At 37.8% G+C, this 24,267-nt stretch carries 19 protein-coding genes; 5 read left to right on the top strand and 14 right to left on the bottom strand.

Features of this window, described 5'->3' with window-relative positions:
• Position 1: 1 nt before the first annotated feature.
• The 7 genes from ACODST_RS23220 to ACODST_RS23190 all read right to left on the bottom strand — a co-directional run bounded on the left by ACODST_RS23220 (position 2) and on the right by ACODST_RS23190 (position 6,089).
• Positions 2-919, bottom strand: coding sequence for a tyrosine-type recombinase/integrase (locus ACODST_RS23220; protein WP_488934478.1), 918 nt, complete (start codon positions 917-919; stop codon positions 2-4).
• Positions 920-1,095: 176 nt separating this feature from the next.
• Positions 1,096-2,766, bottom strand: a complete 1,671-nt coding sequence (locus ACODST_RS23215; RefSeq protein ID WP_488934477.1) for an RNA-dependent RNA polymerase family protein — start codon at positions 2,764-2,766, stop codon at positions 1,096-1,098.
• A 4-nt stretch (positions 2,767-2,770) separates the two neighbouring features.
• Positions 2,771-3,334, bottom strand: a complete 564-nt coding sequence (locus ACODST_RS23210; protein ID WP_488934476.1) for a hypothetical protein — start codon at positions 3,332-3,334, stop codon at positions 2,771-2,773.
• A gap of 380 nt (positions 3,335-3,714) precedes the next feature.
• On the bottom strand, positions 3,715-4,032 hold the full coding sequence (locus tag ACODST_RS23205; protein ID WP_488934475.1) for a hypothetical protein: 318 nt from the start codon (positions 4,030-4,032) through the stop codon (positions 3,715-3,717).
• A 29-nt stretch (positions 4,033-4,061) separates the two neighbouring features.
• Complete coding sequence (locus tag ACODST_RS23200) at positions 4,062-4,400, bottom strand: hypothetical protein (RefSeq protein WP_488934474.1); 339 nt, start codon at positions 4,398-4,400, stop codon at positions 4,062-4,064.
• The gene (locus ACODST_RS23195; RefSeq protein WP_488934473.1) at positions 4,387-5,226 is read right to left on the bottom strand and encodes a hypothetical protein; all 840 of its coding nucleotides are present in this window, start codon (positions 5,224-5,226) and stop codon (positions 4,387-4,389) included. Before ACODST_RS23195 ends, ACODST_RS23200 begins: the two co-directional genes overlap by 14 nt.
• An 11-nt stretch (positions 5,227-5,237) precedes the next feature.
• Complete coding sequence (locus ACODST_RS23190; protein WP_488934472.1) at positions 5,238-6,089, bottom strand: hypothetical protein; 852 nt, start codon at positions 6,087-6,089, stop codon at positions 5,238-5,240.
• 173 nt (positions 6,090-6,262) lie between these two features.
• Between ACODST_RS23190 and ACODST_RS23185 the strand changes: the two genes are divergently transcribed.
• Entirely contained in the window at positions 6,263-6,673 is a 411-nt protein-coding gene (locus tag ACODST_RS23185; protein ID WP_488934471.1) for a helix-turn-helix domain-containing protein, read from the top strand.
• 94 nt (positions 6,674-6,767) lie between these two features.
• Here the strand turns inward: ACODST_RS23185 and ACODST_RS23180 are convergent, their stop codons facing one another.
• Positions 6,768-8,177, bottom strand: coding sequence for an ApeA N-terminal domain 1-containing protein (locus tag ACODST_RS23180; protein WP_488934470.1), 1,410 nt, complete (start codon positions 8,175-8,177; stop codon positions 6,768-6,770).
• A 588-nt stretch (positions 8,178-8,765) separates the two neighbouring features.
• Here ACODST_RS23180 and ACODST_RS23175 point away from each other — a divergent pair.
• Positions 8,766-9,158 (top strand): plasmid mobilization protein, encoded by a 393-nt coding sequence (locus ACODST_RS23175; RefSeq protein ID WP_488934469.1) that lies wholly within the window; start codon positions 8,766-8,768, stop codon positions 9,156-9,158.
• Complete coding sequence (locus ACODST_RS23170) at positions 9,146-10,390, top strand: relaxase/mobilization nuclease domain-containing protein (RefSeq protein WP_488934468.1); 1,245 nt, start codon at positions 9,146-9,148, stop codon at positions 10,388-10,390. The genes ACODST_RS23175 and ACODST_RS23170 overlap by 13 nt, the downstream gene beginning before the upstream one ends.
• Before the next feature lie 67 nt (positions 10,391-10,457).
• Here ACODST_RS23170 and ACODST_RS23165 read toward each other — a convergent pair whose 3' ends face one another.
• From ACODST_RS23165 to ACODST_RS23140, 6 genes are all read right to left on the bottom strand, one after another.
• On the bottom strand, positions 10,458-11,069 hold the full coding sequence (locus ACODST_RS23165) for a hypothetical protein (protein ID WP_488934467.1): 612 nt from the start codon (positions 11,067-11,069) through the stop codon (positions 10,458-10,460).
• Entirely contained in the window at positions 11,029-15,708 is a 4,680-nt protein-coding gene (locus ACODST_RS23160; protein WP_488934466.1) for a DUF6443 domain-containing protein, read from the bottom strand. Before ACODST_RS23160 ends, ACODST_RS23165 begins: the two co-directional genes overlap by 41 nt.
• 12 nt (positions 15,709-15,720) lie before the next feature.
• Positions 15,721-18,963 (bottom strand): hypothetical protein, encoded by a 3,243-nt coding sequence (locus ACODST_RS23155; protein ID WP_488934465.1) that lies wholly within the window; start codon positions 18,961-18,963, stop codon positions 15,721-15,723.
• Between the two features lie 9 nt (positions 18,964-18,972).
• Positions 18,973-20,631, bottom strand: a complete 1,659-nt coding sequence (locus tag ACODST_RS23150; protein ID WP_488934464.1) for a T9SS type A sorting domain-containing protein — start codon at positions 20,629-20,631, stop codon at positions 18,973-18,975.
• A 246-nt stretch (positions 20,632-20,877) separates the two neighbouring features.
• Positions 20,878-21,183 carry a hypothetical protein gene (locus tag ACODST_RS23145; RefSeq protein ID WP_488934463.1) on the bottom strand — a complete coding sequence of 102 codons (306 nt, stop codon included), beginning with the start codon at positions 21,181-21,183 and terminating at the stop codon, positions 20,878-20,880.
• Between the two features lie 140 nt (positions 21,184-21,323).
• Entirely contained in the window at positions 21,324-22,181 is an 858-nt protein-coding gene (locus ACODST_RS23140; RefSeq protein ID WP_488934462.1) for a leucine-rich repeat domain-containing protein, read from the bottom strand.
• 180 nt (positions 22,182-22,361) lie between these two features.
• On the opposite strand from ACODST_RS23140, the gene ACODST_RS23135 reads away from it, so the two are divergent.
• A complete protein-coding gene (locus ACODST_RS23135; RefSeq protein WP_488934461.1) occupies positions 22,362-22,850 on the top strand; it encodes a DUF1761 domain-containing protein in 489 nt (162 codons plus the stop codon).
• Between the two features lie 117 nt (positions 22,851-22,967).
• Entirely contained in the window at positions 22,968-24,113 is a 1,146-nt protein-coding gene (locus tag ACODST_RS23130; RefSeq protein ID WP_488934460.1) for a GNAT family N-acetyltransferase, read from the top strand.
• Positions 24,114-24,267 lie beyond the last annotated feature (154 nt).

The following is a 24,267-nucleotide window of genomic DNA, read 5'->3' as shown; positions in this document are numbered from 1 at the left end:
TTTAAAAGTTTACCACTGGTTTGCGTTTCTTGTTCTGCACCGCATAGATGTAGGTGGTATTGATCTGCGTATGCCCCAGAAAAGTGCGTATAAAATCGATTCCCGCGTTATTCTCTGCCAGATGATAGGCAATGCTGTGGCGCAGGCAGTGAAGCGTGATTTCTTTCTGGGTAAGCTCGAATTTTCCTGTCTGCTCAATCATCTTATTTAAAATCTCATTGAGGTTTTCTCCTGTCGATCTTCTGCCTCTGCTGTTGATAAAAAAAGCTTCCTCATTCTGGTTTCTTCCTGTCAGCCTTTCAGGCCTTTCATCCCTAACATATTTTGTCAGGTACTGCAGAACAGTATCGCTCATTGGAACTTCACGTCTTTTGTTTCCTTTTCCCTGCCTTACAACCAGCATTCCCTTAACGAGGTTCACATCTTTTAGATCAAGGCTGGCAATCTCTGACCTTCTCAGTCCGCATCCGTAGGCTATGGAGAGCAGGGCTTTTTCCATTTCATTTTCTGCATGATCGTACACAAGTTTTATTTCTTCAATCGTTAGAATGTTTCTCGGCTTCTGCGTTCCGCCTGTGATTGATGGAATGTAATAGGCATTTTGGATCTCTTTGTTTTCCAGCAGATAAACCTGAAAAAGCCCCTGCACAAACAGATGCAGTTTGATTGTTTTTTCAGCCAGAATGCCGTTTCCTCTTTTCTTTGGTCTTGAAGAAAGATAATCCAGATACTTCACGGATTCTTTAGAAGTCACATTCTGTATTCTGCTTATTCCTGCCTGTTCAAGCCAGATCAGAAATTCCGTTATGATGTTTCTGTACAGATTTGACCGTCCCTGCTTGTAGTTCCTGACTTTTACAAATTCTCCGAATGCCACTGCGAGCCTTAGAAATTCCCTGCTCTGTATCGTTTTTTTCATTGTCTTTTTCCTTTAATTAAATGCTGTTTCTTTAGGATACTGAAAACGCCCTCTTGCACACTCCGCGGAACGCGGAACACCAGTATCGTATTGGCTGTGTTTTCAAGGCTTCCAGTGTTCCGCTGGCGTTCCGTGGTGTTCCACTTTTCTAGTTTTTCTTCTGATTTTTTGTTTTTTTAGAACTCTTCAAGCTGTCTGTGCAGTTCTTTTCTGATTCTGCTTTTAAGCTTTTCCATATCATCCCAGTAGGAGATCATGAATTTAAAGCCCCTGTTGAACGAACCCTCGACAGGTTGGATGTACTCGAGCTCCTGAAGCAGGTTCATGTAACGGAATGCGGATGTTTTGCTTATATTGAGTCCCTGTCTGATCTCTCTTGCCGTAAACTTTTTTGATGTTCCTTCTTTCTGCTTTTTTATGAAGTCTTTCAGGTTATCAAAAAACTGTCTCGTGCTTTTATCGAGCTCATCCACTTTGATAATGATGGAACTGAAGAAAACATCAACAGCTGATTTGATGTCTGCTTTATCGGTTATAAGCCTGCCCTTAGTATCGGTTTTTCTCTGATACTGATGCAGAATTGTAATCTGGCAGACAAAGTTCTGGAACTGTGAGTTCAGTCTTCTGAGCATTCTGGCTTCCAATGGAAGGCTGAGCTTATCGGCAAACGGGTTTACAACCTCGTAGGATTTAAGCACCCGCATTACATTTCTTAAAAGCTGTTTTGCCTTTTCTTCTTTATCGCTGTCTGCCTGTCCTGCTGTTTTCAGGTTCTGTTTTTTAATGATTCTTAACGTCTGCTCTTGGCTTTCATCAACTCCCAAAATCACCGAACGGCTCATGTTGTCGTAATACACCTCAGCTTTTGTGGTTGTGGTAAGGCTGGCAAAGTGCGCCTGAACCTGTTTAATTTTACCTCTGTTGTTTCCGAATATGTCTTTTACCACTGTGGAGCTGGTCAGGAACTTGGCGGACTGCATTTCCCTGAAGGCATACTGCGCCTCTTCATCTAGCCCGTCAAAGTCCTGAATAACAATTAGCTTGTTGATCAGTTCTTTATCCCTGTAATGGTAAAGCGATTTGCTTGTAATGCGTGTCATGTTCATCACATCCTCCTGAGGCATGCATCCTGCAATCCCATTGATCAGATGGCTTTTTCCCTCACCGCTTGATCCCTGAACAAGTCCGTGCATCAGGTAGGGCATTTTGTAGCTCGATGCCAGAATGAAAAGCACGATTCTGTTTTCTTCTTCGCCCACAATGCCGTTCTGTTCCAAAAGCCTGTCTATATTTTCCAGCAGTCTGGGTTTCTTTAGGAATGCGACTGCATTTTCCTGCGCCTGAGGCGTAAGCTCCTTTTCGGCAAAACGTTCCGCAATCGGGTTTATTTCAGCCTCAAAAAGCGATTCCCTGTGCTGTTCCAGAAGATCGGTAAGCGTTACCAGATCCTTTTCAAGGCTCTCATAGTCAAATCCCTGCTTTTCGGATAAGTCCGTGCACTGGCTCTGCACTCCTGCAAAATCGAACAGGTCGATTTTAAGCCTGTGTTTTCTGTTTGTGCCGTATTCCACAATCTGAAGCGAAATCCTGAGATTTCCCAAGTCCATCGGCAGGTTTCCCAGAACAAAGAAAGTCCCCGAGAGGCCTTTGTAGCTGATTTTGTAGCCGTTTACAATCTGCAGTCCTTCGCCTGCTTTTTCCGTTTTTGCGCTTTTCAAAAGATTCGATATCCCTTCCGCTCCATAATTGACCCACATGTCATTCAGACTGTGTCCCTCGGGAAGTTCCGCTATTGATAGCGGAACGTCTGGTCTTGCCTCCTGCATTTGTAATCTGATCTTCTCCATTTTCTCACCGCTTAAAGATTACTATTGATTCCAATCCATTCAATGATTTAATAATTTCAATATGCTCATCGAGCAGTTCCCCGTCATGAAGTGCAATGACCGCTTCCCTCTGATCCAGTATTCTGCTCTGCATCAGGCTGGCGCAGTCAATGACAGTCGGCGCCAGATAGAGCTTTCTGGTAAGCGGATGAGGATATGCAGGATAGATTCCCTTCTGGTTTAGATATTCCTCTTTAGGGCTGTCCAGATCAAAACGAAGCGCAAAATAGTTTACAATCTCATTCTCTCTGTCCAGCAGGGGAAATATAAGCCCGTAGCGTCCAAAGACGGTATAGGCAGTCAGAGAATCATCCCGCACTCCTGCATCACTCTTGGTTATTACTCCAAGCTCCTCAAACCTTTCTTTGGATTTAAGGGTCTTGCGGTGGTGGAACTGTCCCGAATTAAAGCCTATTCTCAGGTCTGAATATTCCAGTCCGATGCTTTTCAGGTACGCTTTGGGCTTTACAGCCTTTGCGCTTCTGATGCCTGTTTCAAATGAACGGAACAGCGATTCTAAACTTTCCATATGCTTTAATTTTTTTAATTGGTTTTGGCGCTGTTATAAGCACAGCGATGCCCTGCCTGAAATAATCTTTCAGGCGGAAGTGCGGTATGGGCGTTAATTACAGGCCGTCTGTGACAGGGACAGCTGTTTATGAGAATAGAAATCTATATATGGATTTCTACTGCAAAGATAAACCATATTACAATGCGCATCCCGATCAAAATATGGTGGGGATAAGGCAAAGATAATTGGTATTGCTTTCATTTTCAATGGTAAAATATACCTGTGAAAGCCGTAGAACGTAATTTTAATTCAGACAAAGATAAAGCTCTTTTGTTTGAGCGTCATGGACATAATTTGTACATGAACGCTGTTTTCGGCATCATAGTAAAACCTTGTGTTTATTTATCTGCACTCTTCTCATTGAGCATTCTGTATAATTCATCCAGAACCTCTATTTCTGCGCTTGGAATCAGCTGAAGGGCAAGTTCCAGAACAGAACCAAGGTATATTTCCCTGTTATCAAGCTCATCCGAATAAATTATATTCAGGCACATTCTAATGAGATTCACTCCCAGACACGTCATATCCGAATATCCATAAAATCTTATCTCGCGTATTGATTCCCCGTTTTTGTCTACGGTAGGTTTAAGAAGCTTAAAATGATAAGATGCAAAATCTTTAAATTCTTCCAGTGTTTTTATTTTGTCAGTTTCCATAATTTTAAAATATTAAATCTTAATCTGTGCTATTCTGTTTCTTCATTATTTTCTGAAAACATATCCGTAATCTCATTTAAAAATTCAAATTCGTCAACTGGAAACAGCTGAAGAGCAATTCCCAGTATAAGTCCCACATCGATGTATTGGTTTTCGATTGTAGGCGGAACTTCTGCGCTCTCCTGATCTAAAGCGATAATGCACAGCTTCATCAGGCTTCTTATAACACAAGCAAGCTCTTGATAATCATAAACTCTTATTACTGCATTATACATCCCTCTTTTGTCCTCTGCTCGTTTCAAGGTATTAAGCATTCTTCCGCTTAATCTTTTGATTTGTTCAAGTTTCTTAATTTCATCTGTTCCCATAATCTTCAAATATTTGTCTGGTTTTCTCTATGCTTTCTCTGAACAGTACGTTGGTTTCAATTTTTAGCCAATCCAGTTTTACACGGGCAGATTCGACAGATTCCTTTGTTACAGGCTCTATTTTATCATTACGCTGTACTGCTTCACAAGCGCACTCCAATTGTTCCAAGACAGACCATTCTGACTTTATTCCGTAATCAAAGAGACTTCCCAGTTTTTTACAGAATCCTGACAAATGTCTCTGCTGTTCAGCTATACTGTGTGAAGGGATATATTCTCCTGTCAGAAACCAAGAAACACTTATAAGTAGATACCGCAACTGCTGGTGTATTGTATAAGCAGACATAAGATGATTCTCATTGCTGATGTGATATTTTAAATCACGGCCGACAACATTGCTCTCCGCTGTATCAGCATCAAATCTTTTCACTGCCTCAGCGAGAAAATCTTCGCAATTTATTTCTCCGATCTCAAAAACACGCTTTTCTTTATTTTTACTGTAAATAAGCGTCTCGTCATTACATTGCAGTATAAAATATGGATTCCCATCTCCAATTTCTTGCCTAACCCAGAACTGATCATAGAACCGAAACGAAAATTCATTGAAATGCCTGAAAATTTTCCAGCAGTATTCATAAATTTCATCATAGTAATGAGGGCTGGATTTGCTTACAATAACTGTTAATATGCCTGAATTGGAAATTCTGTCTGGCTGTTTCGTAAAGTAAATCATATCAATTTTCATAAACATCCGCAAAAGCTTGACTGCTTTTTTAATCTGTCTGCGGTCTGGATTCTCCTTCTGTATTAAAATATTGTGATACATAACATCTGTTTTTAAGATTCCGAAAAAGAAAGGTTTTCTTGGCGCAATAATTCCGCCTTTGTAATCTCAGTAGCTTTTTCATAAAAAAGACAGCATCTTTTCTGTAAAAGTTCTGTACTTACTAAACAGGATTCTTTTACATTACTCCAGCGGAGCGAAGCTGGATTTACTTTTAACAGGTCAAGCATAGCTTTATCTTCACTTGTGGTTTGTGGAAAAATATCAGATGTTAAGGGTGTAAATATCTCGCATATTTCAAATAGATAAGGCAAGGAAAAATGATCAGGATAATATCCTAAAAATACACTGATAAGTCCTAAGCATATTTGCTCTACTGCGATATGGAGCATAGATTCCTGAACAAATCCAGTACTAGTGTAATCAATCTGATTTGCACTTCTTAGATAATTTTCAGCGATTACATTTCTATTTTGCCAGTAAGAGCTTATAGATTTGATTTTAAATTTTGGAGGTTCATCAAAGGAAATTGATAGAGGCGAATTTTCACGCTCATAAGCCTTACAGCCTCTGGTTAAAACCTGATGATAAAAATAAAGTTGGTTGTGTGTGAGAGAATGTCTAAATTTTGTTTTATAAAACAAAAGTGTTGCCGTATAACGGCCTTCCGTTTTGTGTTTTATTATATCACTAATATCTGCAACCGCATTGATGATATATTCATCAGTTATAACCAACAGATAATAATGAGTATTATGTTTTTCTCCAGAAATAGATTCCTGAAAAGGGTTCTGAACTGAATGCATCTGCTGTCTTTCTCCAAAGCAGTATATACTGCTTGTACTAATGCTGTCAACAATAATATTGCTAACCGTCTTTAATCCTAAGCTGTCAATTGTTTTCATAATTTTACTTATTTTAGTTAATACTTGTGTGAAAAATTGTATTTTTGTTAAACATACAGGCAAGTAACTAATTACTTGTACCGTACGGTATCATATTTTCCCGTACCATACATGAGATTTTTTGTATCATACATGAATCCCACTTTTTTATTCTTAATTATTATCTTTGAGCTATGAGTACATTAACAAAACCAAATCACATGGGGCGTAAAATCAGCCGTATCCGTGAACTGAAAGACATGAAACAGGAAGCACTGGCACAGGCTATGGGAACAAACCAGCAGACTGTTTCGATATTAGAAAATAGTGAAGATATCGATGATGAAAAATTAGCAGAAGTGGCGAAAGCTTTAGGAGTAAGTGTGGAAGCAATTAAAAATTTCTCAGAAGAAGCTGTTTTAAATATAATTGGAAACACATACAATGACAGTAATGTTGTGAATGGAAATGCTTACAGTTGTAATTTCAATCCTCTTGATAAATTAATGGAAACTGTAGAAGAGAATAAAAGACTTTATGAAAGATTATTGAAAGCTGAAAAAGACAAAGTTGAATATTTGGAAAAATTATTAAAAGAGAAATAATCTTTTTAAAAGATATATTAATTCAAAAAAATAAAGAGACTGATGAGTCTCTTTATTTTTTTTGAATAATTGCTAACCTATGCTTATATCCATATCAAGGAACTAAATGTCTAAACAAGTTAGGACTAGCACTTTTGAATAGTGTATTTGACAATTCTTTAGGAATGCCAATTTCAAATAAAAATCCACTTACTAGTAACATTTTTAATCTTTCCGATAAAAACAGTAAATCTCTTTCAGGAATTACTTTTTTTTCTAAGGATTTGCTATAGTGAGTATAATAATTTCGTAGATTTTTGACTTGCTTAACAAAATCAGCTTTTTCTGGAATAATCTTATCTATCACGTCATTAGAATATTTCTCAGTTAATTCTGTTAGTCTTTGTGATAAATCTAGGTGATTACCAAAGTGTAGTTGCTCTTTCATCCAATTACGATACTGTGGTAATTTTTCTAATATTTCTTTTTTCATTGCCTCATATTCTTCCTTCGGTATTTTTGTATGGTCATAAATCCTTGAATGCAAAGTTTCCGCTGATTGTGCAAGATTAAGGAATGTATTTTCATTGAATACTGCTCCATTATAAAATTGATCAAACAAAAGATTAAAAGCAGGGCTTAATCGATCATACTTTTCAAACCAGTTTTTTATAATTGATGGAAAAACATCTTTAATTTTCGTATAATTAAAAAGCATATCAAATGAATGTCTTTCTTTTTTATTTTTTCTTTGACGGCTACTTGAATAATAAAATTTAATTGGTTTTCTATATTTTCCAGCCATACCAAAATCGTTTTTTAAATTATTATTATAAAGAATAATTTTATGAGGGTAAACACTTTGGTACATCCCCATAGTCAGAAAATTTTGAAAACGGTTTAACAATTGACGTATTTCTTGTAAACCGATTTCGTTTCTAGAATTAAGCTCTAACCATGCTTCTTGAATGATATATTCATGTTTTTGAGAATAAACATGAGGTCTCGAAACATGAAAAGTAAATTTCCCGCTATGATTTTCATGAAGATCAAACTGAATGTCTTTTGGTTTTATATAATTTATACTATATGAATTTTCAATCGTTGTTTCATGATCAATCTGAAAACCTGAGATATCGAGCCACTCATCAAAATTTTGTAGTGAACTCGCAATAGTATTAAATTTAAAAGATTCTTCATTTTCAAAATGGTAGCCATTTAAAATGAAGTTAACGAAAAACGTTTCCTTTGTTGGTCCAGCTATTTCATTACGCACTGATTTTTTTTCTCTAGAGCTCAAATAACAATGATAAAGTGTGATTGATTCACTGTCAACAGAAGTTCCTAAAATTATAGCACCATTGTCTAATGAATTAAAATCCTGAAAACTTACATTTTCGTCTAAAGACCCTATTAATTCTAGATAAGAACCTTCGACAGGATCAAATCTCAATACACCTGAAACTTTTTTGTCTTTGTTACTCGGTAAAAACCACAAACCTTTTATCTCAAATTTTTCTGTCATAAATATTGTCCAATTTTAATATTATACTTCCATCTTTCAAATCAAAAATATAAAAGTTGTGCGCAATAATTTTGCGTAGATAAATGACTTTTTTAAAAGTTTATTTTTTTAGCTAAAAGCCGTTTACACTATAATTCAAAAATTTATATCTGCTAATATAGTAGGTACAATCTTAAAATTTAAAAATTATTACTAAAAGAAAAAAAGCAAAGCAAGGTATTGGACACAGCCAGAGAAGTGCGCATAACATTTTTCTTCGTTCCTCAAAAAATGCCCTTCGGGACTTATAGCACTTCAACTGTCTGAATGTCCAATTCAATACTGCTTTCTTTTTTTCCTTTTTCTTTTTTTAAGCATTTATCCATTGTAACAATCTACAGCTATCATGACCATATTTTGCGCATGATACATATAAATATTTTCGCTAAATTAGAAGCCTGCTTTTAAAAATCTCCAAAGATTGCCACGTTCCTGCAATCAGCAAGATGTACGGTTGTCTGACAACCGCCTATCTTGCCACCTTTTGCCTCGGAACTCGGCGGTGGAGAATCTTAAAAGAAGAGAGTTTGAAAACAATGAAAAGGAAAAATGATGGAAAGAGAAAATTCAAACAGATCACGCAGAATAACCCTGCGCCTGACAGAGAAAGAGTATGCAAAAATTGAAAGCCAGTTCAAGGCAAGCACCTGCAGAAAATTAAGTGATTATATTCGAAAACACTTATTCAGCAGACCGATCACAAGCACATACCGTAACCAGTCATTAGACGAACTTATGGAAGAAACAGTTGTGCTTTCTTCAGAACTCCGTTCAATTGGAAACAACATCAACCAGATTGCCAGAAAAGTAAATACACTGAAAATGATTCCCGACTTCAAAGGGCATCTTTATCTGTTTGAAGTGCAGAGAAAAAAGCTTTTTGAGAAAATAGATGAAGTTTCCAGCCACACCCAAAAAATATCTGAACGATGGTTGCAGTGATAAAAACCAGCCGTTCAATAAACAGCATTCTCAACTATAACGAAAACAAAGTTAAGGTAGGAGTGGCTGAGTGCATCAATGCCGTAAACTATCCATTGGAATTGGAGAAGTTAAGCTTTACCCAGAAGCTGAACCGTTTTTTAAACCTGTCTTCGCTTAACGAAAATACAAAACGGAACAGCGTTCACATATCGCTCAATTTTGATCCGTCGGAAAATCATTCTAAAGAAAAGCTGATTGAAATTGCGGACACTTATATGGAAAAAATAGGTTTTGGGAAGCAGCCCTATTTGGTCTATCAGCACCATGATGCGGGACATCCTCATCTGCACGTAGTCACAAATAATATCCAGAGAGACGGGAAAAGAATTGATCTGCATCTGATAGGCGTTAAAAAATCAGAACCTGCAAGAAAAGAAATTGAAGAGCTTTTCGGACTGGTGAAAGCAGAAGGAAGAAAACAGAAAGAGCAGTTTTCGTTAAATCCGATAAACGTAAACAGAGTCCAGTACGGAAAAGCAGAGTCTAGAAAGGCGATCAACTCAGTTTTAAATCAGGTGTTGTTTGACTATAAATATTCAAGCCTGCCTGAACTCAACGCTGTTTTAAACCTCTATAATGTCCATGCTGACAGAGGAAGCGAGGATTCGAGAGTTTTCAAAAATAACGGACTGCTTTACAAGATACTTGACCAGAATTCAAAACCGATAGGCGTCCCGATAAAAGCCAGCGAATTCTACAGCAGACCAACTTTAAAATTTCTGGAAGGAAAATTTAAAACTAATGAAGCGGAAAAAGAGTCTTGTAAAAAATATGTGAAAAATGCCGTAAAACTGGCTTTCTTTCGTGAAGACATATTTTCTCTCGAAAAATTATCCAAAGTAATGGAAGGAGAAAGCATTCATATGATACTAAGAAAAAGTGGAGAAGGACAGCTTTACGGAGTAACTTATGTTGACCACAAAACAAGATCCGTTTTCAACGGAAGCAGTCTTGGAAAAGAATTCAGTGCAAAAGGAATTCAGAAGAGCTGTGCTTTCAATATTCTTGCATTTGAAAGAAGGCATCAAAATTCTGTTTCAACAAATTCTGAGAATTATCAAGATGTTGAATTAAAAGAGTATGTAAAAGAAAATCTTGTTGATATACTTCTTCGCGGAGAAAAAATCAATGATTATGTTTCCAAACAATTTAAAAAGAAGAGGAAAAGAAGATTTTATAAAGGGATTTAAAATAATTAAGGGTGCATCTTTGCACCCTTAAATTTGTTTTCAATTTACGTTAGTTACCCCTCCACCTTTAAGTTCTATAAAGAGGCTCTCTTCTGATGATTTTCCAAATATCATCTTTCTTTTCAATAAGTACTAAAAATCCAATTGAGCTATCTTCACCATGAGATAATTCTACAACAAAATAACCCAATTTTCCGTCTGTCTTAAAATTTGAAAAAATTACCTCTCCAGCATATTTAATTTTTGGAGATTTTATACTGTCAAATGAAATAACATATTTTCCTATTTTTTTGGGAAAATTTGAATCTAAATTAAATTGTAAGCTATCTTGATTAAGAACTTCAATAAATTTAACATCTAATTTTTCTCTTTTTAAAAAACCGCTTATCTCTTTTTCTGCAATATTACTATTTCCTATTTTCTTGCTAACATGGATTGACAGTTCTTTATAATAATTTAAACTATCTTGTACCAATGCTCGTGGATCTGGCGCTGAAGGTCTAAAAGAACCATACTTATAGGCAAACGTATCTACGATTGTTAAAAAATTATCTTCAATAATTTTTTGCGGATGATTTTCTATTTCATTTTTACAGCTACATAAAGCGATCGTAAAAGTTAGTAAAAGAAGAAAAATTCTAATATTTGAAATCCCAACCATTTTTTTTATAAAATTCATATGCATTATTTTTATTTATATCAGCACCAAAACCATACTGTTCAAGAGCTTTTCCGTACTCTGCCGTAACGTCTGGTAAATTATTTTTTACTCTAGCACTATGTATAAACTCGTGTAATATAGTTGTCATTAATAAAAATGAAGTTGCTTGTATTGTTTCATTTCTTTTTGCAATTTCTAATCCATTAACAAACTTTGCATTTACAGTTATAAAATTTCCTGTATTTGGAGTCCAACCATTATTATCGCTATCTTCTCCTGTGTAAAACCAACTTTGAAGTTCAGTGCCTTGTCCATACTGTAATTTTTCTAACACCTCCATAGTAGAGTATCCTGAATAATACGAAAGATAATACAATAAATCCGAATTATTTTTCACATAACTATGAATTTGCTTTGCAAGTTTGGTTAGTCTAGGATATTTTTTTTCATAATCTTCTCCTTTAGGAAATTTTATATTAGAATTATCTCCATTATTTGCATCCGAATTATTTGTATCAGATACATTATTGTTATTACTACCATCACTATTACCGCCAGAATTAGCATACGAAATAGCTTCGTCAAATGAAACCTGCTTACCATTAATTACATATTGCCCAGTTGCACTATTATAGATAGGCGATGCTCCACTTGGATCCGCAAAATAAATGGGATTATTACTAAATGCACTATAAGGTGATTCTGCATAATGCGTGACTGGGTCTATTGCTGTCCATTTTCCAATAGCAGGATCGTATTGACGCACATCCATTGCATACATGTCAAGCCCCATCTCGTCTTGGAGCTCCTTGCCGTTGTACTTATACTTATTACCAGTAACAGCATAATCATTATAGCCTTTATGTTTTAAACCAAAAGGGTAATAATTGTTTTCGTCGATAATTTCCAGAACGTTTTGGGCATTTTTAGTATAACTTACCCGTATGTTTCCCAAATGGTCTTTGTACTGGTACACATACGAGTACACCCCTCCGGTATTTTTTACATAACCTTCTGCCGTTGGGAAAAACTCCAGAACTGTATTCTTGTACTGAAAACCGCCCAGATAACTGGTTGTTGTTGTCACCGCGTTTTCAACTACAATTTTCTCTGCTTTCTGCCCTGCGGCGTTGTAAATATACTCAATTGTATTTCCTGCCGCAAATGTAATTTTACGCGGTAAATTCAGATGATTGTATTGGATGTCTGTGGTAATGCCTTTGTTTTTATCCGTGAGCATATTACCGTTGGCATCATAGCTGTAATCATCGTCTGTTTTGTTAAAATCGTTAAATCCGCTGGTATTGTTACTATTGTCTGCAATTTTGCTTAACTGGTTAGAATTGGCCGGATAGGTATAGACCAGATTGTCTATCTCAATAGGCTGGATCTGAGGGTCAGTATCGCCTTTTCGCTGCAGCGTAAGGATATTACCGTTTTTATCATAGGTTAGACTTTCGTTATAAGCATTGGTTGTAAGGCCGTTTTTTTCATAAATTGCATTTTTTAAACGGTTTAACTTATCGTACTGATAGCCATAAGCTCTTTCTGTATTATCGGCTCCGGTACGCCAGAGCGTCTCAGAAATGTTACCGTTGTACAGTCCTGTTACTCCGCTTATTCCGGCCTGAGTAGTGTTGTAATTAATCTTAAAGGCAAAAAGGTCTTTAGGGTCAGTACCCTGCTGTAAAGCGGCTGTTTTGTTAATTTCGGTAAGCCAGCCTCTTATATTGTAACTGTAATCTACTTTTTGCAGCGGTACCGAAGCGGTACTGCCCACACCTTTGCTTATTAACTGTCCGAGATTGTCATAACTGTTATTGGCCATAAGCTCTTCTGACGCACCCCCTGTTTTATGAGTATGCGTCTTTAAACGGTCCTGGGCAGAATAAACAAAAGTGTCAACAGTCTGCAGTTCTGCAGGATCTGCCGTTAGTCTTCGATGATACGTATTGGTCCTCAGGACTGTTCCGTCAAAATCATACAGATTATCTGTAGTGGTATAACCTCCTAAATGGTTCTGTACCCTGCTGCGTATCGCTCTGGCTTTTATATCATAAAGCGTATAAGAGAGTTCGTTTTTATACAGCGTACTGGTTTCCAGCACCCGTGTCCATGCTCCGGTAGGCAGGCCTTTTGGTTTAATAGTGGTATTGTAATAAACCGGCTGTGTCTGAACCGTTGTTGGAATAGTGGGTGCATTAGGAAAATTATAATCATCAAAATAATTTACCGTCAAAATATGATAATCCGTCGTTGGCCAGGCTGCATTATTGTACCTGAAACTTACTCCGTTTACAGTGGTATTGGCGGTTGTGGCTGTTTTAGTTTCATTATTAACCGTCAGGGCAGACAAGGCATCCTGCAGCGTTTTCCGGCTCGCAGAGGTAATCCCCGCTGCCGGTTTCCAGCCTGTGATAACGGGACGGTTAAAAACATCGTATTTGGTTATCAGCCATCCGGTTGTGGTTACATCCGAAAAAGGAGAATTTACAGGCCCAGTGGCCACAACACGGTTTAAATTATCATATACCATAAATTCCCATTGTTTTCCCGGAAGTTTTTTCTCAACCAGACGGTTACGATGGTCGTACTTGTACTGGTAGCATAGTCCGTTTAAAACATCGGCCGTAATGGTACCGTCTGCTTTGGGCGGAATTACATACGTCAGGTTACCGTATATATCATAGACATAATAAGTGTCGTGCTTGGCTGCGGCATCGTAGGTTCTTTTTAAAACAACCTGTCCCTCTTTATTTTTAAATTCTACTACAGACCCCGCCGTTTCTGACGGACTTGCAGCCGTATTTTCGTCATACGTTACGTTTTTGTATAATTCATTTACGACATAGTATCCGCTGGCAGCAAGTGAAATCTCAAATACCCCTGAACCCGCTGTCCAGGTAGTATTGGCTTTATACAGCTTTACTTCTGTGGCAGTATTTGTTTTGTAGTCCAGCTTAATTTCATGACCGCTTCCCATGGCCCAGGCAGTTCCCGGGGCCGCTTGTTTAGTAACCCTGCTTAAAGGCGATGATTCCAGATTTTTCTGCGAAAACGGATTGGCAGTATTTTCGTATTGGGCTGTATTATAAAAACTAATCGTTCCTGATTCGGCATCGGGATTAAATTCCATATTAACAGACGAAGCTTCATACGGAAGATATTCTTTTACCTGCCTGCCAAAACTGTCATAAGCCATATGGGTAATCATGTCTTTTGCCGAAGGCGACTGTTTACTGTCGATTTTCTGGATTGGTCTTCCCAATCCGTCAAAATAAGTAATCGTAGTCTGGGCTTTTTCAGGATCCAGAACGGTTAAAGGATCTTTGAGCGGCTGTTTGTAAACTTTTGAAATAATATAATTGTAATTGCCCGAAGCATTTGGAAGCACTGAACAATCTGAAGCTGAACCCGGTATCGAAGGGCAGTTGTCTGAATTATTACGTACATAATTACCGGCAGGTGCCAGACATTGTGTTACAAAACTGGCCGGATCTCCCAAACCGTCCAAATCGGTATCGGCATACCATTTTGTATTGGGGTTAATTGTTGCATCGGCATCATTACAATCGGTTTTGTTGGTAACATAACCTGTTGGTTTTACGCTGTACAAAACGGATACTGCTGGATTACCAAAAGTGTCCCCATCGGCATCACGGTAAAAAGTACTTGGTGCGATATTGGTAATATTGGCTGTTGTATCATTATAATCTGAGGAATTTCGAACGTAACCTGCCGGCTGTGTACACTGTACGAGTTTGGGCGTCGTGGCACCGTAACCATCGCCGTCGGCATCACGGTACCAGACCGTATTCGGGTTAATCGATGCATCGGCATCATTACAGTCGGTATTGTTGGTAACATACCCTGTTGGTTTCGCACTGTAAAAAACCGTTACAGCTGCATTACCAAAAGTATCGCCATCGGCATCACGGTAAAAAGTACTCGGGGCAATATTGGTAATATTAACTGTTGTATCGTCATAATCTGATGAATTGCGAACATAACCAGCCGGCTGTGTACACTGTACAAGCTTGGGCGTCGCGGCACCGTAACCATCGCCGTCGGCATCACGGTACCAAACTGTATTAGGATTAATAGCCGCATCGGCATCATTACAATCGGTATTATTGGTCACGTAGCCTGTTGGTTTTACACTATAGAAAACCGTTACGGCCGGATTTCCAAAAGTATCGCCATCGGCATCACGGTAAAAAGTACTTGGGGCAATATTGGTAATATTGGCTGTTGTATCGTCATAATCTGACGAATTGCGAACATAACCTGCCGGCTGCAGGCATTGCACCAGTTTAGGAGTCAGTGCACCATAACCATCGCCGTCGGCATCACGGTACCAGACCGTATTCGGGTTAATCGATGCATCTCTGTCGTTACAATCTGACTGGTCGGCTACATAACCATTTGGTTTCGTATTGCTGTACACATGATCTGCCGGATCACCAAAACCGTCATTATCAAAATCCCGGTTCCATTCGTATCCTAACGGACAGTCATCGCATGGAGGGTCTTTTATGGCTGCAGGTGCCATTTCGGGAATTAAAGCAGATTTTACAGGGGCAGGAATGGTATCTTGTGCGTAACCTGAAAAAGCAAGTATTAGGAATACTACAATCAGTACTATTTTTTTTCTCATTTTTAAAGGCTTCTAATTTTTGTAATGGTATTGGTTTTCGGATATAATCTCATCCTTATTGTTTTTTACGAGTTTTAATCTGTTAAACTCATCGTAGAAATAAGTGGTAATGATTCCTCTTGGGTCTGTTATGGAACTAATACCCACAAAAGGTATGTACGTATAAGTCGTTACCATAGCATTTGGCAGCGCCGCCCGCAGTGAATTTAATGCTGTTATTAAACTGCTTTCATTGGTTCCGTTAGATAAATTCTGCAGGTTTGCCACGTATGAGGTTACTGCACTATAAGCCGCATTTTCGACTTTGGCAATAGGCTGGGTTTTATTGTACCCCCAGATTATCGTAACGGGCATACCATTTTCTAAGGTATACTGTATCACATTTCCTTTATCATCATACTGATCATAGGTAATTTTTCGTTCCAGATTTCCTAAATTTGGAAGACTGGGCAAACTATTAGGAAATTTAGCACTATATACCGATTTTGGCAGCAGTAAATTATTAGTTGCCGTGCTGTTTTCATAGACCGTAAGTTTCTCAGATAATTTGACCGTTTCATTAAAGGTCTGGGTGTCCAGCGGCACTCCTGTTATATTTTTTTGTATCAGGTCATTTACATACGGTTTGGCAGACATTTCCGGATCCTCAGCATAATAGTATCTGGTCTGTAGTTTTTCTCCTTTTGAATTTTTAACTGTCTGTGAAGTAAGCTGTAAATGCGAAGGATTACTGTAAAGATAATCAGTAGTGGTGGTAACCGGGTTTAATCCGTTCAAATCATAAACAACGGATTTTTTACTCGATAAATAATGCCATTCGCTCCTTACCTGATACACATTAAAATCAAAATAAGGATCAGAAGTGATATCAGGTCCTGTACCGCCGACACCTCCGGTTCCTACTGCTAGTAAAGATCCTGAAACGCCTCCAAAAAAGTTATTATAGGACTTATCCAGTGCCGTATCGTGTTTGTAAACAAACTCTTCTAAAGACAGCGGTACTGTAACTGTACCATTTTTTCTAAAGGTCAGTGTACTTACTTCGCCGTTATAAAAACCATTTGAAAACGAAGCTCCTCTAATATAATCACTGCATATAATCGCAGGGGGTTCATCCATATTATTATCAAAAGTGTGCAGGATACCGCCATTTTCAAAATTCTCTCCAAAAGATTCAACAACACTCGAATACGACAGTACCACTCCGCTGGAGGATGACAAGCCTTTTTTAGGACTGGAATGCATGGTAAACTGTGCTTTTGTACTTTGGGTTATCCTGAGGTCCAGATTATAACCTGCCGTAGGGTTTTCTATAGCAAAATAACCGCTGCTGCAGTTTAAGCAGTTCAGGTTTCCATAAAAGTATTTTTTAGTCATTACATTCCCGTTATCATCATAATCGAGTGTTTTGCTGACACGCACTCCAGCCACAGGTTCATTCACTTTCTCTGTACGTACCGGCTCCTTAAAATAGGTTAATCCTCCCCAGGTGTTTATACACGGTCCCATACTGGTTACTTTGATTTTATAACTCACTCCGCCGGTCAAATCCACATCTACCGAAAAAGAAGGCTGTGCCGTTACTGATTTTACAACCGCGTTAGTAGCCGTATTTATGAGTTCTACCCTGCAGGATGCCCCATGACTCAAAGCATAGGTACAGGGCTGGCCTTCAACAAGAAATACTTCTGAAAAACCGTTTAAAGTAGCTGTCTGATTAAACAGAATATTGATAGGCGCAGACTCCACTACATTTTGAAACACATCAACATCGGCCTGATATCCGATTCCTTCAGTAAAGGCCGGCGGGAAATTTTTTTTATCTATATACACTGAATTAGGTTCGTAAACAATTTCTGTTTTTCCTTTAGTGGGATATTGAATGCTTTTTAGCATCCCATAATAAACCGTATTCGGATTGGCTTCCCGGTTGGCATTTGCTGCCATAAAAGCCTGATAGAAAATCGGATTTAAAGGGTTTAAATTATTAAATACAAAATTGGTATTAGGGGCTGCATTATAATACCCGTAGATATCTTTAGAAAATGAAAATCGGGGCGGCAGCTGTTCCGGGCTGTAATAATCAAAGAAAAATTTTGAAATACTCTGAGACCTGTCGGAAGTATATTCTTTTACTTCTTTCAAAAAAATAAGTTTATGATTTTCACCTGTATTAGTGGTATAAGAGTTTAGTACGCTGGAACTGGTATTTCGCTGCAGCAGATAATAGCTGAAATCAAAACTTTTAAAAATATCGGTACTGTTTTTATAGACCGTAATTTTAGTCAGCTGATCATTGTCTCTAATGCCTGTATCGAGTTTCTGGTATTCAAATACTACTTTTTTATCATTGATGGCAATTTCTTCCAGATAAGGAACAGAATGATTTACTACACTGCTCACACAAGGCACACTTAATCCGGCAGGGCTGACCACCACTTCGCCCTGCGTTCTGGCAATCTGCATATAGGCCTGATTATAACTGTAATTTTTAAGAGCATATTTAAAGGTGGCTGTGGCTCCTTGTATGTTTTTTATTTTAGTGAGATACCAGGCCGTTTGTCCGGATGACTGAATTGAATTGGAACACAGGTTTTTGTTATTGGACAGTTCCAATGCTGTTTCGCTGTCTCCAAAATAATATTCTGTTCCGTTAGTGTCCGTAATTTTAAAGTATTTCCCAACAGAACCTCCACTCAGTGTTGTATTGAGTATTTCGATCTTGTTTTTACCCGGGTTAATCTGAACAATAGTACTGCCGTCCAGAATAAATTTTCCGGAAATCCCCAAAGCGCTGTAATTAAAAATATCTTTTTCGGTATTGCTTCCTGCTGTAGCAGTAGCCAGTAAAGATCCTGGTACACAAAATTCGCCGGTTTCAGGGTCCGGAGAATAAAAAGCAGTTCTAAAATCGTCGCTTCCGTTTACCTGTCTGTTCACTACTCCCGATGTAATTAAACTCCATTCAAGTCCTAACTGACCGCTTACGGCATCAACCGGAACGCCGCTGGAACTGTAGCTAATGGATACAGGGATCGAAAGACCGGCTTCCTGAAAATTGTAAATCTCCAGGTTTACATTAGGTTTACCTGTATTTAAGCCTACAGGGATATTTCCAAAATTTCCCAGGCTGGCTGTCGCCGGGGAAGGAGGAATATAGTTTTTTTCAATTTCGTCGTCATTTTTTTGGGCATGCAAACTATTTAAACCTAAAACGGTTAAGGCCAAAACCCATATTTTTATCTTATTTTTCATTAATTCCACTTATCTGATTCTTTTAATTACTTTAACCGATTCGGTTTTCACATTGGTCTGGATTTTTATGATATAAATCCCTTCGGCATAACCGTTTAAATTAACCGGAACAGTTCTGTTTTTAATACTGAAATGCTGCAGGGTTCTGCCCAGTATATCGATTACAGAAATGGTTCCTTCGGTAAAATCATAACCTATAATAACATTGGTATAGGTAACCACCGGGTTGGGAATGACTTCCAGACTGGCTTTGGTTTTCTCGATTTTGGTTTTATCTTTTAGTTTTACTACCCAGAAATCATTACTGCCTATATTCGAGTTTTTATCTTTGGAAGAACCGGAATTGGAAGTTCCGGCCATTACATAACCGCCGTCACGGGTTTCTACCAATTTTCGTAAAATATCCTCGCCGCCGCTCCCCACGGTTTTGCTCCACAACTCCTCTCCTTTTTCATCAATTTTCAGCGCGATATAATCGTTAATTCCGTCTTTTTCCTTTCCAATACCTGCTTTTTGGGCTATGCCGCCTATTACAGAAGCTTTGGTTTCAGTTTGGGCATAACCTCCTATCAGATAAGTTTTGTCCTGGTTTTCGACCAGTGAGGTCAAAATATCAGTTTTGCCAAAATCATAGGTTTTGCTCCAGATCACCTCTCCTTTTTCATCCAGTTTCAGTACCCAGAAATCGGTTCCGTTACTCACAATACCGCCCAAAGAAGTCAGGGCATTGGTGCTGCTGGAGTTACCGCCCAGTATATAACCGCCGTCTGCCGTCTGGTGAATCACATACGGCTGATCATCTCCTTCGGCACCATAGGTTTTCTGCCATTGAATCTCTCCGGTATTGTTGAGTTTTATAATCCAGTAGTCTCCATTGCCTTTATCTGCCTCTATTTTATCACCTGAAACCGGCGAATTAGAATAACCAGCCAGTATATAACCATTATCCGTGGTCTGTTCCATGCTTCTCAGTAAATCAGCATATTCTCCCCCGTAGGTTTTCTGCCACTCAATAACACCCAGTTTGTCCAGCTTGACAATCCAGTAATCCATATTACCCCTGCTTTTATCTGATTTCGCATATAAATCGGTTTGGGCTGTAGTTAGTATTTTTTCGCCTACCATTTCCGAAACCGTTTTAGGACTTGAACTGGAAGAACCTCCCAGAATATAACCTCCGTCTTTCGTTTGAAAAGCACACAACAGTTCATCTGAACCACCGCCGCCAATCGTGTGCTGCCACTGCTCTGTTCCTGCTGCATCCAGTTTGATAACCCAGAAATCCGTAATACCCTTACAGTCTTCTTTTTTTTCAAAACCGGTTCCGGAGCTCGATGTGCCAGCCAGAATAAAACCGCCGTCTCTTGTGTTTTTGATGCTTTGAAGAAGATCAAAACCATTTCCTCCAATGCTTTTCTGCCATTCCAGATCGCCTTTTTCGGTCATTTTCCAGATCCAGTAATCCAGATTGCCATGATTATCGGCCGTTTTATTTCCTGTTTTGTCAGAAACAGAACTTCCGGCCAGAATAAAACCGTAATCAGCCGTGGGCTGTGCATCAAAAAGATAATCGGCATGTATACCTCCATACGACTTCTCCCAAAGAATGTCCTGAGAATACGTAAAAAGTGATAAGAGTATAAAAAATAGTACGTAAAGTTTTTTCATAAGCGTTTTAAATTTGGCGCAAATCTATATAATTCTAAATCCCAAATTTTACGGGATTCCTCATTTTATTCAGTAGGAACAGTAAATACTATATTTCTTTAATATAAAAAGTCAAAAGCTTTAACTGCCTGATCCGTTAAATCTTACAAACCAAATTCTGCTATTCTTAATTTTAACAAATAGGAACAAAAAAAAACCGTCCTTTAAAAAGAACGGTTTCCTTAATACTATATATTTTTCTAAAACTTAAGCTCTGAACAAAGCATATTTGTTATAGTTAAATAAAACCCTGTCATAAGGCACATAAAGCGAAACGATTTTTTCAGACGATTCGTCGAATTTAATTCCGTTGTGTTTTCTGAATAAGTAAATTTCTCTTAAACAGTTTGAAAGACTCTGGTGGATTTCGCTGGTAAAAGTCGGGAGTTTTTTGTCGCCTGTCAAAAGGTCGATCTGGTAATTAGAACTGCTTTTTGATAAGTTGTTACCAATAATTCTTAATGTAAAAGTCGTTGGCTTTCCGTATTGTTCGCCCTGATATTGCAGTGTCATAATGGTATATTTAAAAGGTTTATATTTTGGTTTCTGCCTGAAGAAGAAATACTATTTTAAAATTATAAAAAAAATCGTTTGTTTAAAAATTTAAACAGGTTTATTCCGCCAAAGTTAATCAACTTTTTATAAGGTTAAAATTAATTTACAATCGTTGTTTCCGGTTTTCTTTCGGTATTAACATCCAGTAAAAACGGTTTGTGGTTTTCGTCGAACATAGTCATGTTTAAAGCATCTAACAAAATCAGGTTTCGGGATACCGAACCTTTGAATTTATTATAAGAAAGGTTCATTTCGGACAAATTAGAAAGTCTTTCCAGTTCTGCCGGGATTTCACCTTCAAAAACATTATTAAACAGGCTCAGATTTTCAAGCGCATCAAAATTCAAAATGTCGGCACTTAAATTACCTGATAATCTGTTATCGTTTAATAGTAATATCCGTAAACCCGAAATCCTGTATAACGAAACCGGAAGCGGACCTTCTATTTGATTACCAAACAAACAGAGTATTTCCAGCTGGCTTAATTTTCCGATATCAGATGGCAATTCACCCGAAATAGTATTCTTAAAAAGCTCTAAGTCTTTTAGTTTTTTAAGACTGCAGATATTTTTGGGAATGGTGCCTGACAACTGGTTTTCGGAAAGATTCAGTACTTCCAGCCGGGTCAGATTACGAATGTCATCCGGCAGTGATCCGCTCAGCTGATTTTGATGCAGATCGGCGGTAACCAGATTTTCGAGTTCAAAAAATTCAGGGGGCAGTTCTCCCTTCAGATTATTACCGGCTAAAAAGAGGGCGGTTACTTTTCCTTTTTCGGTATACACTCCGTACCAGGTTGAAACCGAAGCCGACAAATCCCATTTTATTTTCCACTGCGGACCATTCGTCGCATGATAGAGTTTAATTAGCGCGTTTTTCTCCTTATCAGAAACGGTGTCTGCCAAAACATTCAGAGAAAAACCAAAGGCTAAAAAAAATGCTGCAAGGCTTTTCATAACAGATTGGGGGCTTTGTTTTTCTGGTTTCAAAATTAGGTAATTACTGGATATAAAGGGGCTTATGTCAATAAAGTGTTGATAAATAAAAAGCCTGTACTACTTTTCTTCTTTTCAAAATATCAGTCGTGTTATCATTTTAATTACATTTGATACAACTAATTACAAAAACCTAATAGTATGGAAATTAACTTTTATGCATTACTGGCCTCTGCAGTAGTAACTCTGCTGGCAGGCTTTATCTGGTACCACCCAAAAGTATTTGGAACCATCTGGATGAGAGAAAACAATTTTACAGAGGAAGATTTAAAAAAAGGCAGTATGCTCAAGATATTTGGGCTTACTTACATTTTCTCGCTAATGATCTCGGTAACGTTAATGTCACTGACCATTCACCAGTCAGGAGCTGTGGGAATGGTAGGAGGACCGCCATTAATTGCCAGTGCCAAACCGTCTTTTGCGGCTTTTATGGCCGATTACGGAACGGCTTACCGCACTTTTAAACACGGTGCCCTTCATGGCTTTATATCGGGCTTGTTTTTTGCGCTCCCAATAGTAGGAATCAACGGTTTGTTTGAAAGAAAGTCCTGGAAATATATTTTAATCCATGCCGGTTACTGGATGCTTACACTAACTTTAATGGGCGGCATTGTTTGTGCCTTTGCTTAAATCATATCATATAAAACCCGTTTGATACCAAATTCAAACGGGTTTTTCTTAATAATAACTTAAAGCAAATAAGTTATAGCAAATATTATCTAATTTTGAAGAAATTAGTCTGCACCTTTGAATACAACTTATTCTTTTCAAATTTATAACAGCGCTTCATCACTGCCTTCAGAATGGAATTCGCTGGCCAGTAACAACATTTTTCTCACAAAAGAATACCTGGAAGTACTTGAAAATTCTTCTCCGGTTAATATGGTCTGCCATTTTATCGGGATTTTTGAAGAAAAAACTCTTGTTGGGATTGTACTGACACAGTTTCTGTTTGCCGAAAAACTGGAATCGTTTGGAGAACGCGATAAATGTTTAAAAACCTCTGTACGTAATTTTGCCCTTAAAAATTTTGCCTCGCACGTATTGTTCGTAGGCAATAATATGCTCACAGGACAAAATGCTTTTATATTTGATAAAAAAGCCAAAGAATCAAAGGCTGTTAAAACACTTCATAAAGCCATTAATCAGCTTAAAAAAGATTTAAAAGCAAGCGGCAGAAAGGTTCATATAACCAGTATTAAAGATTTTACCGAAACTGGTATCAAACCTTTACAGGCTGAATTCAAAAACAATTATACCTTTTCGACACAGCCCAATATGATTTTTGAAATCAGAGAAAACTGGAAAAGTGAGCAGGATTATATCGATGCTTTATCCAAAAAATACAGAGATCAATATAAAAGAGCACGAAAAAAATCAGAGGGAATTGTAAAGCAAAAAATGTCATTAGCCGACATTAAACAATATGAAGATGTCATTTACGATTTGTATTTTCATGTAGCCAAAAACGCTCCGTTTAACACCTTTTTTCTCGCCCGAAATCATTTTAGTTTTTTCAAGGAAATCATGAAGGATGACTTTTTGCTTTACGGTTATTTTCTGGATGACAAACTAATTGGTTTTAACACCCTGATCAAAAACGGAAACGTAATGGACACCTATTTTTTAGGCTATGACGAAAGTATTCAGCGCGAGAAAATGCTGTATTTAAATATGCTTTACGACATGATCGCCTATTCTATCAAAAAAGGATTTAAAGAAATTGTATTTGCCAGAACTGCACTCGAAATAAAAAGTTCTGTTGGTGCAAAACCCGTAAAAATGTATGGTTTAATTACGCACAGCAATGCTTTGATTAATCATAACATTTCGAGGTTTTTCAATTATCTGGAACCTAAAACAGAATGGCAGGAACGAAATCCTTTTAAATAAGACTATTCAATTTCAATGACAATGGCAATTTCAATGACAATTTCAATGACAATTTCAATGGGAATGACAATGAAAAAATGGAGATTTAAATTATGTCGCTCCGCTGGAGCTTTTGAAACTTTTGATACAAACATTTCTATAAATATTTCGCTCC

It is taken from the genome of Flavobacterium sp. FG19 (genome assembly GCF_057809475.1).
The sequence above is the reverse complement of the archived record's forward strand: the minus strand, read 5'-3'. Positions and strand labels throughout refer to the sequence as shown.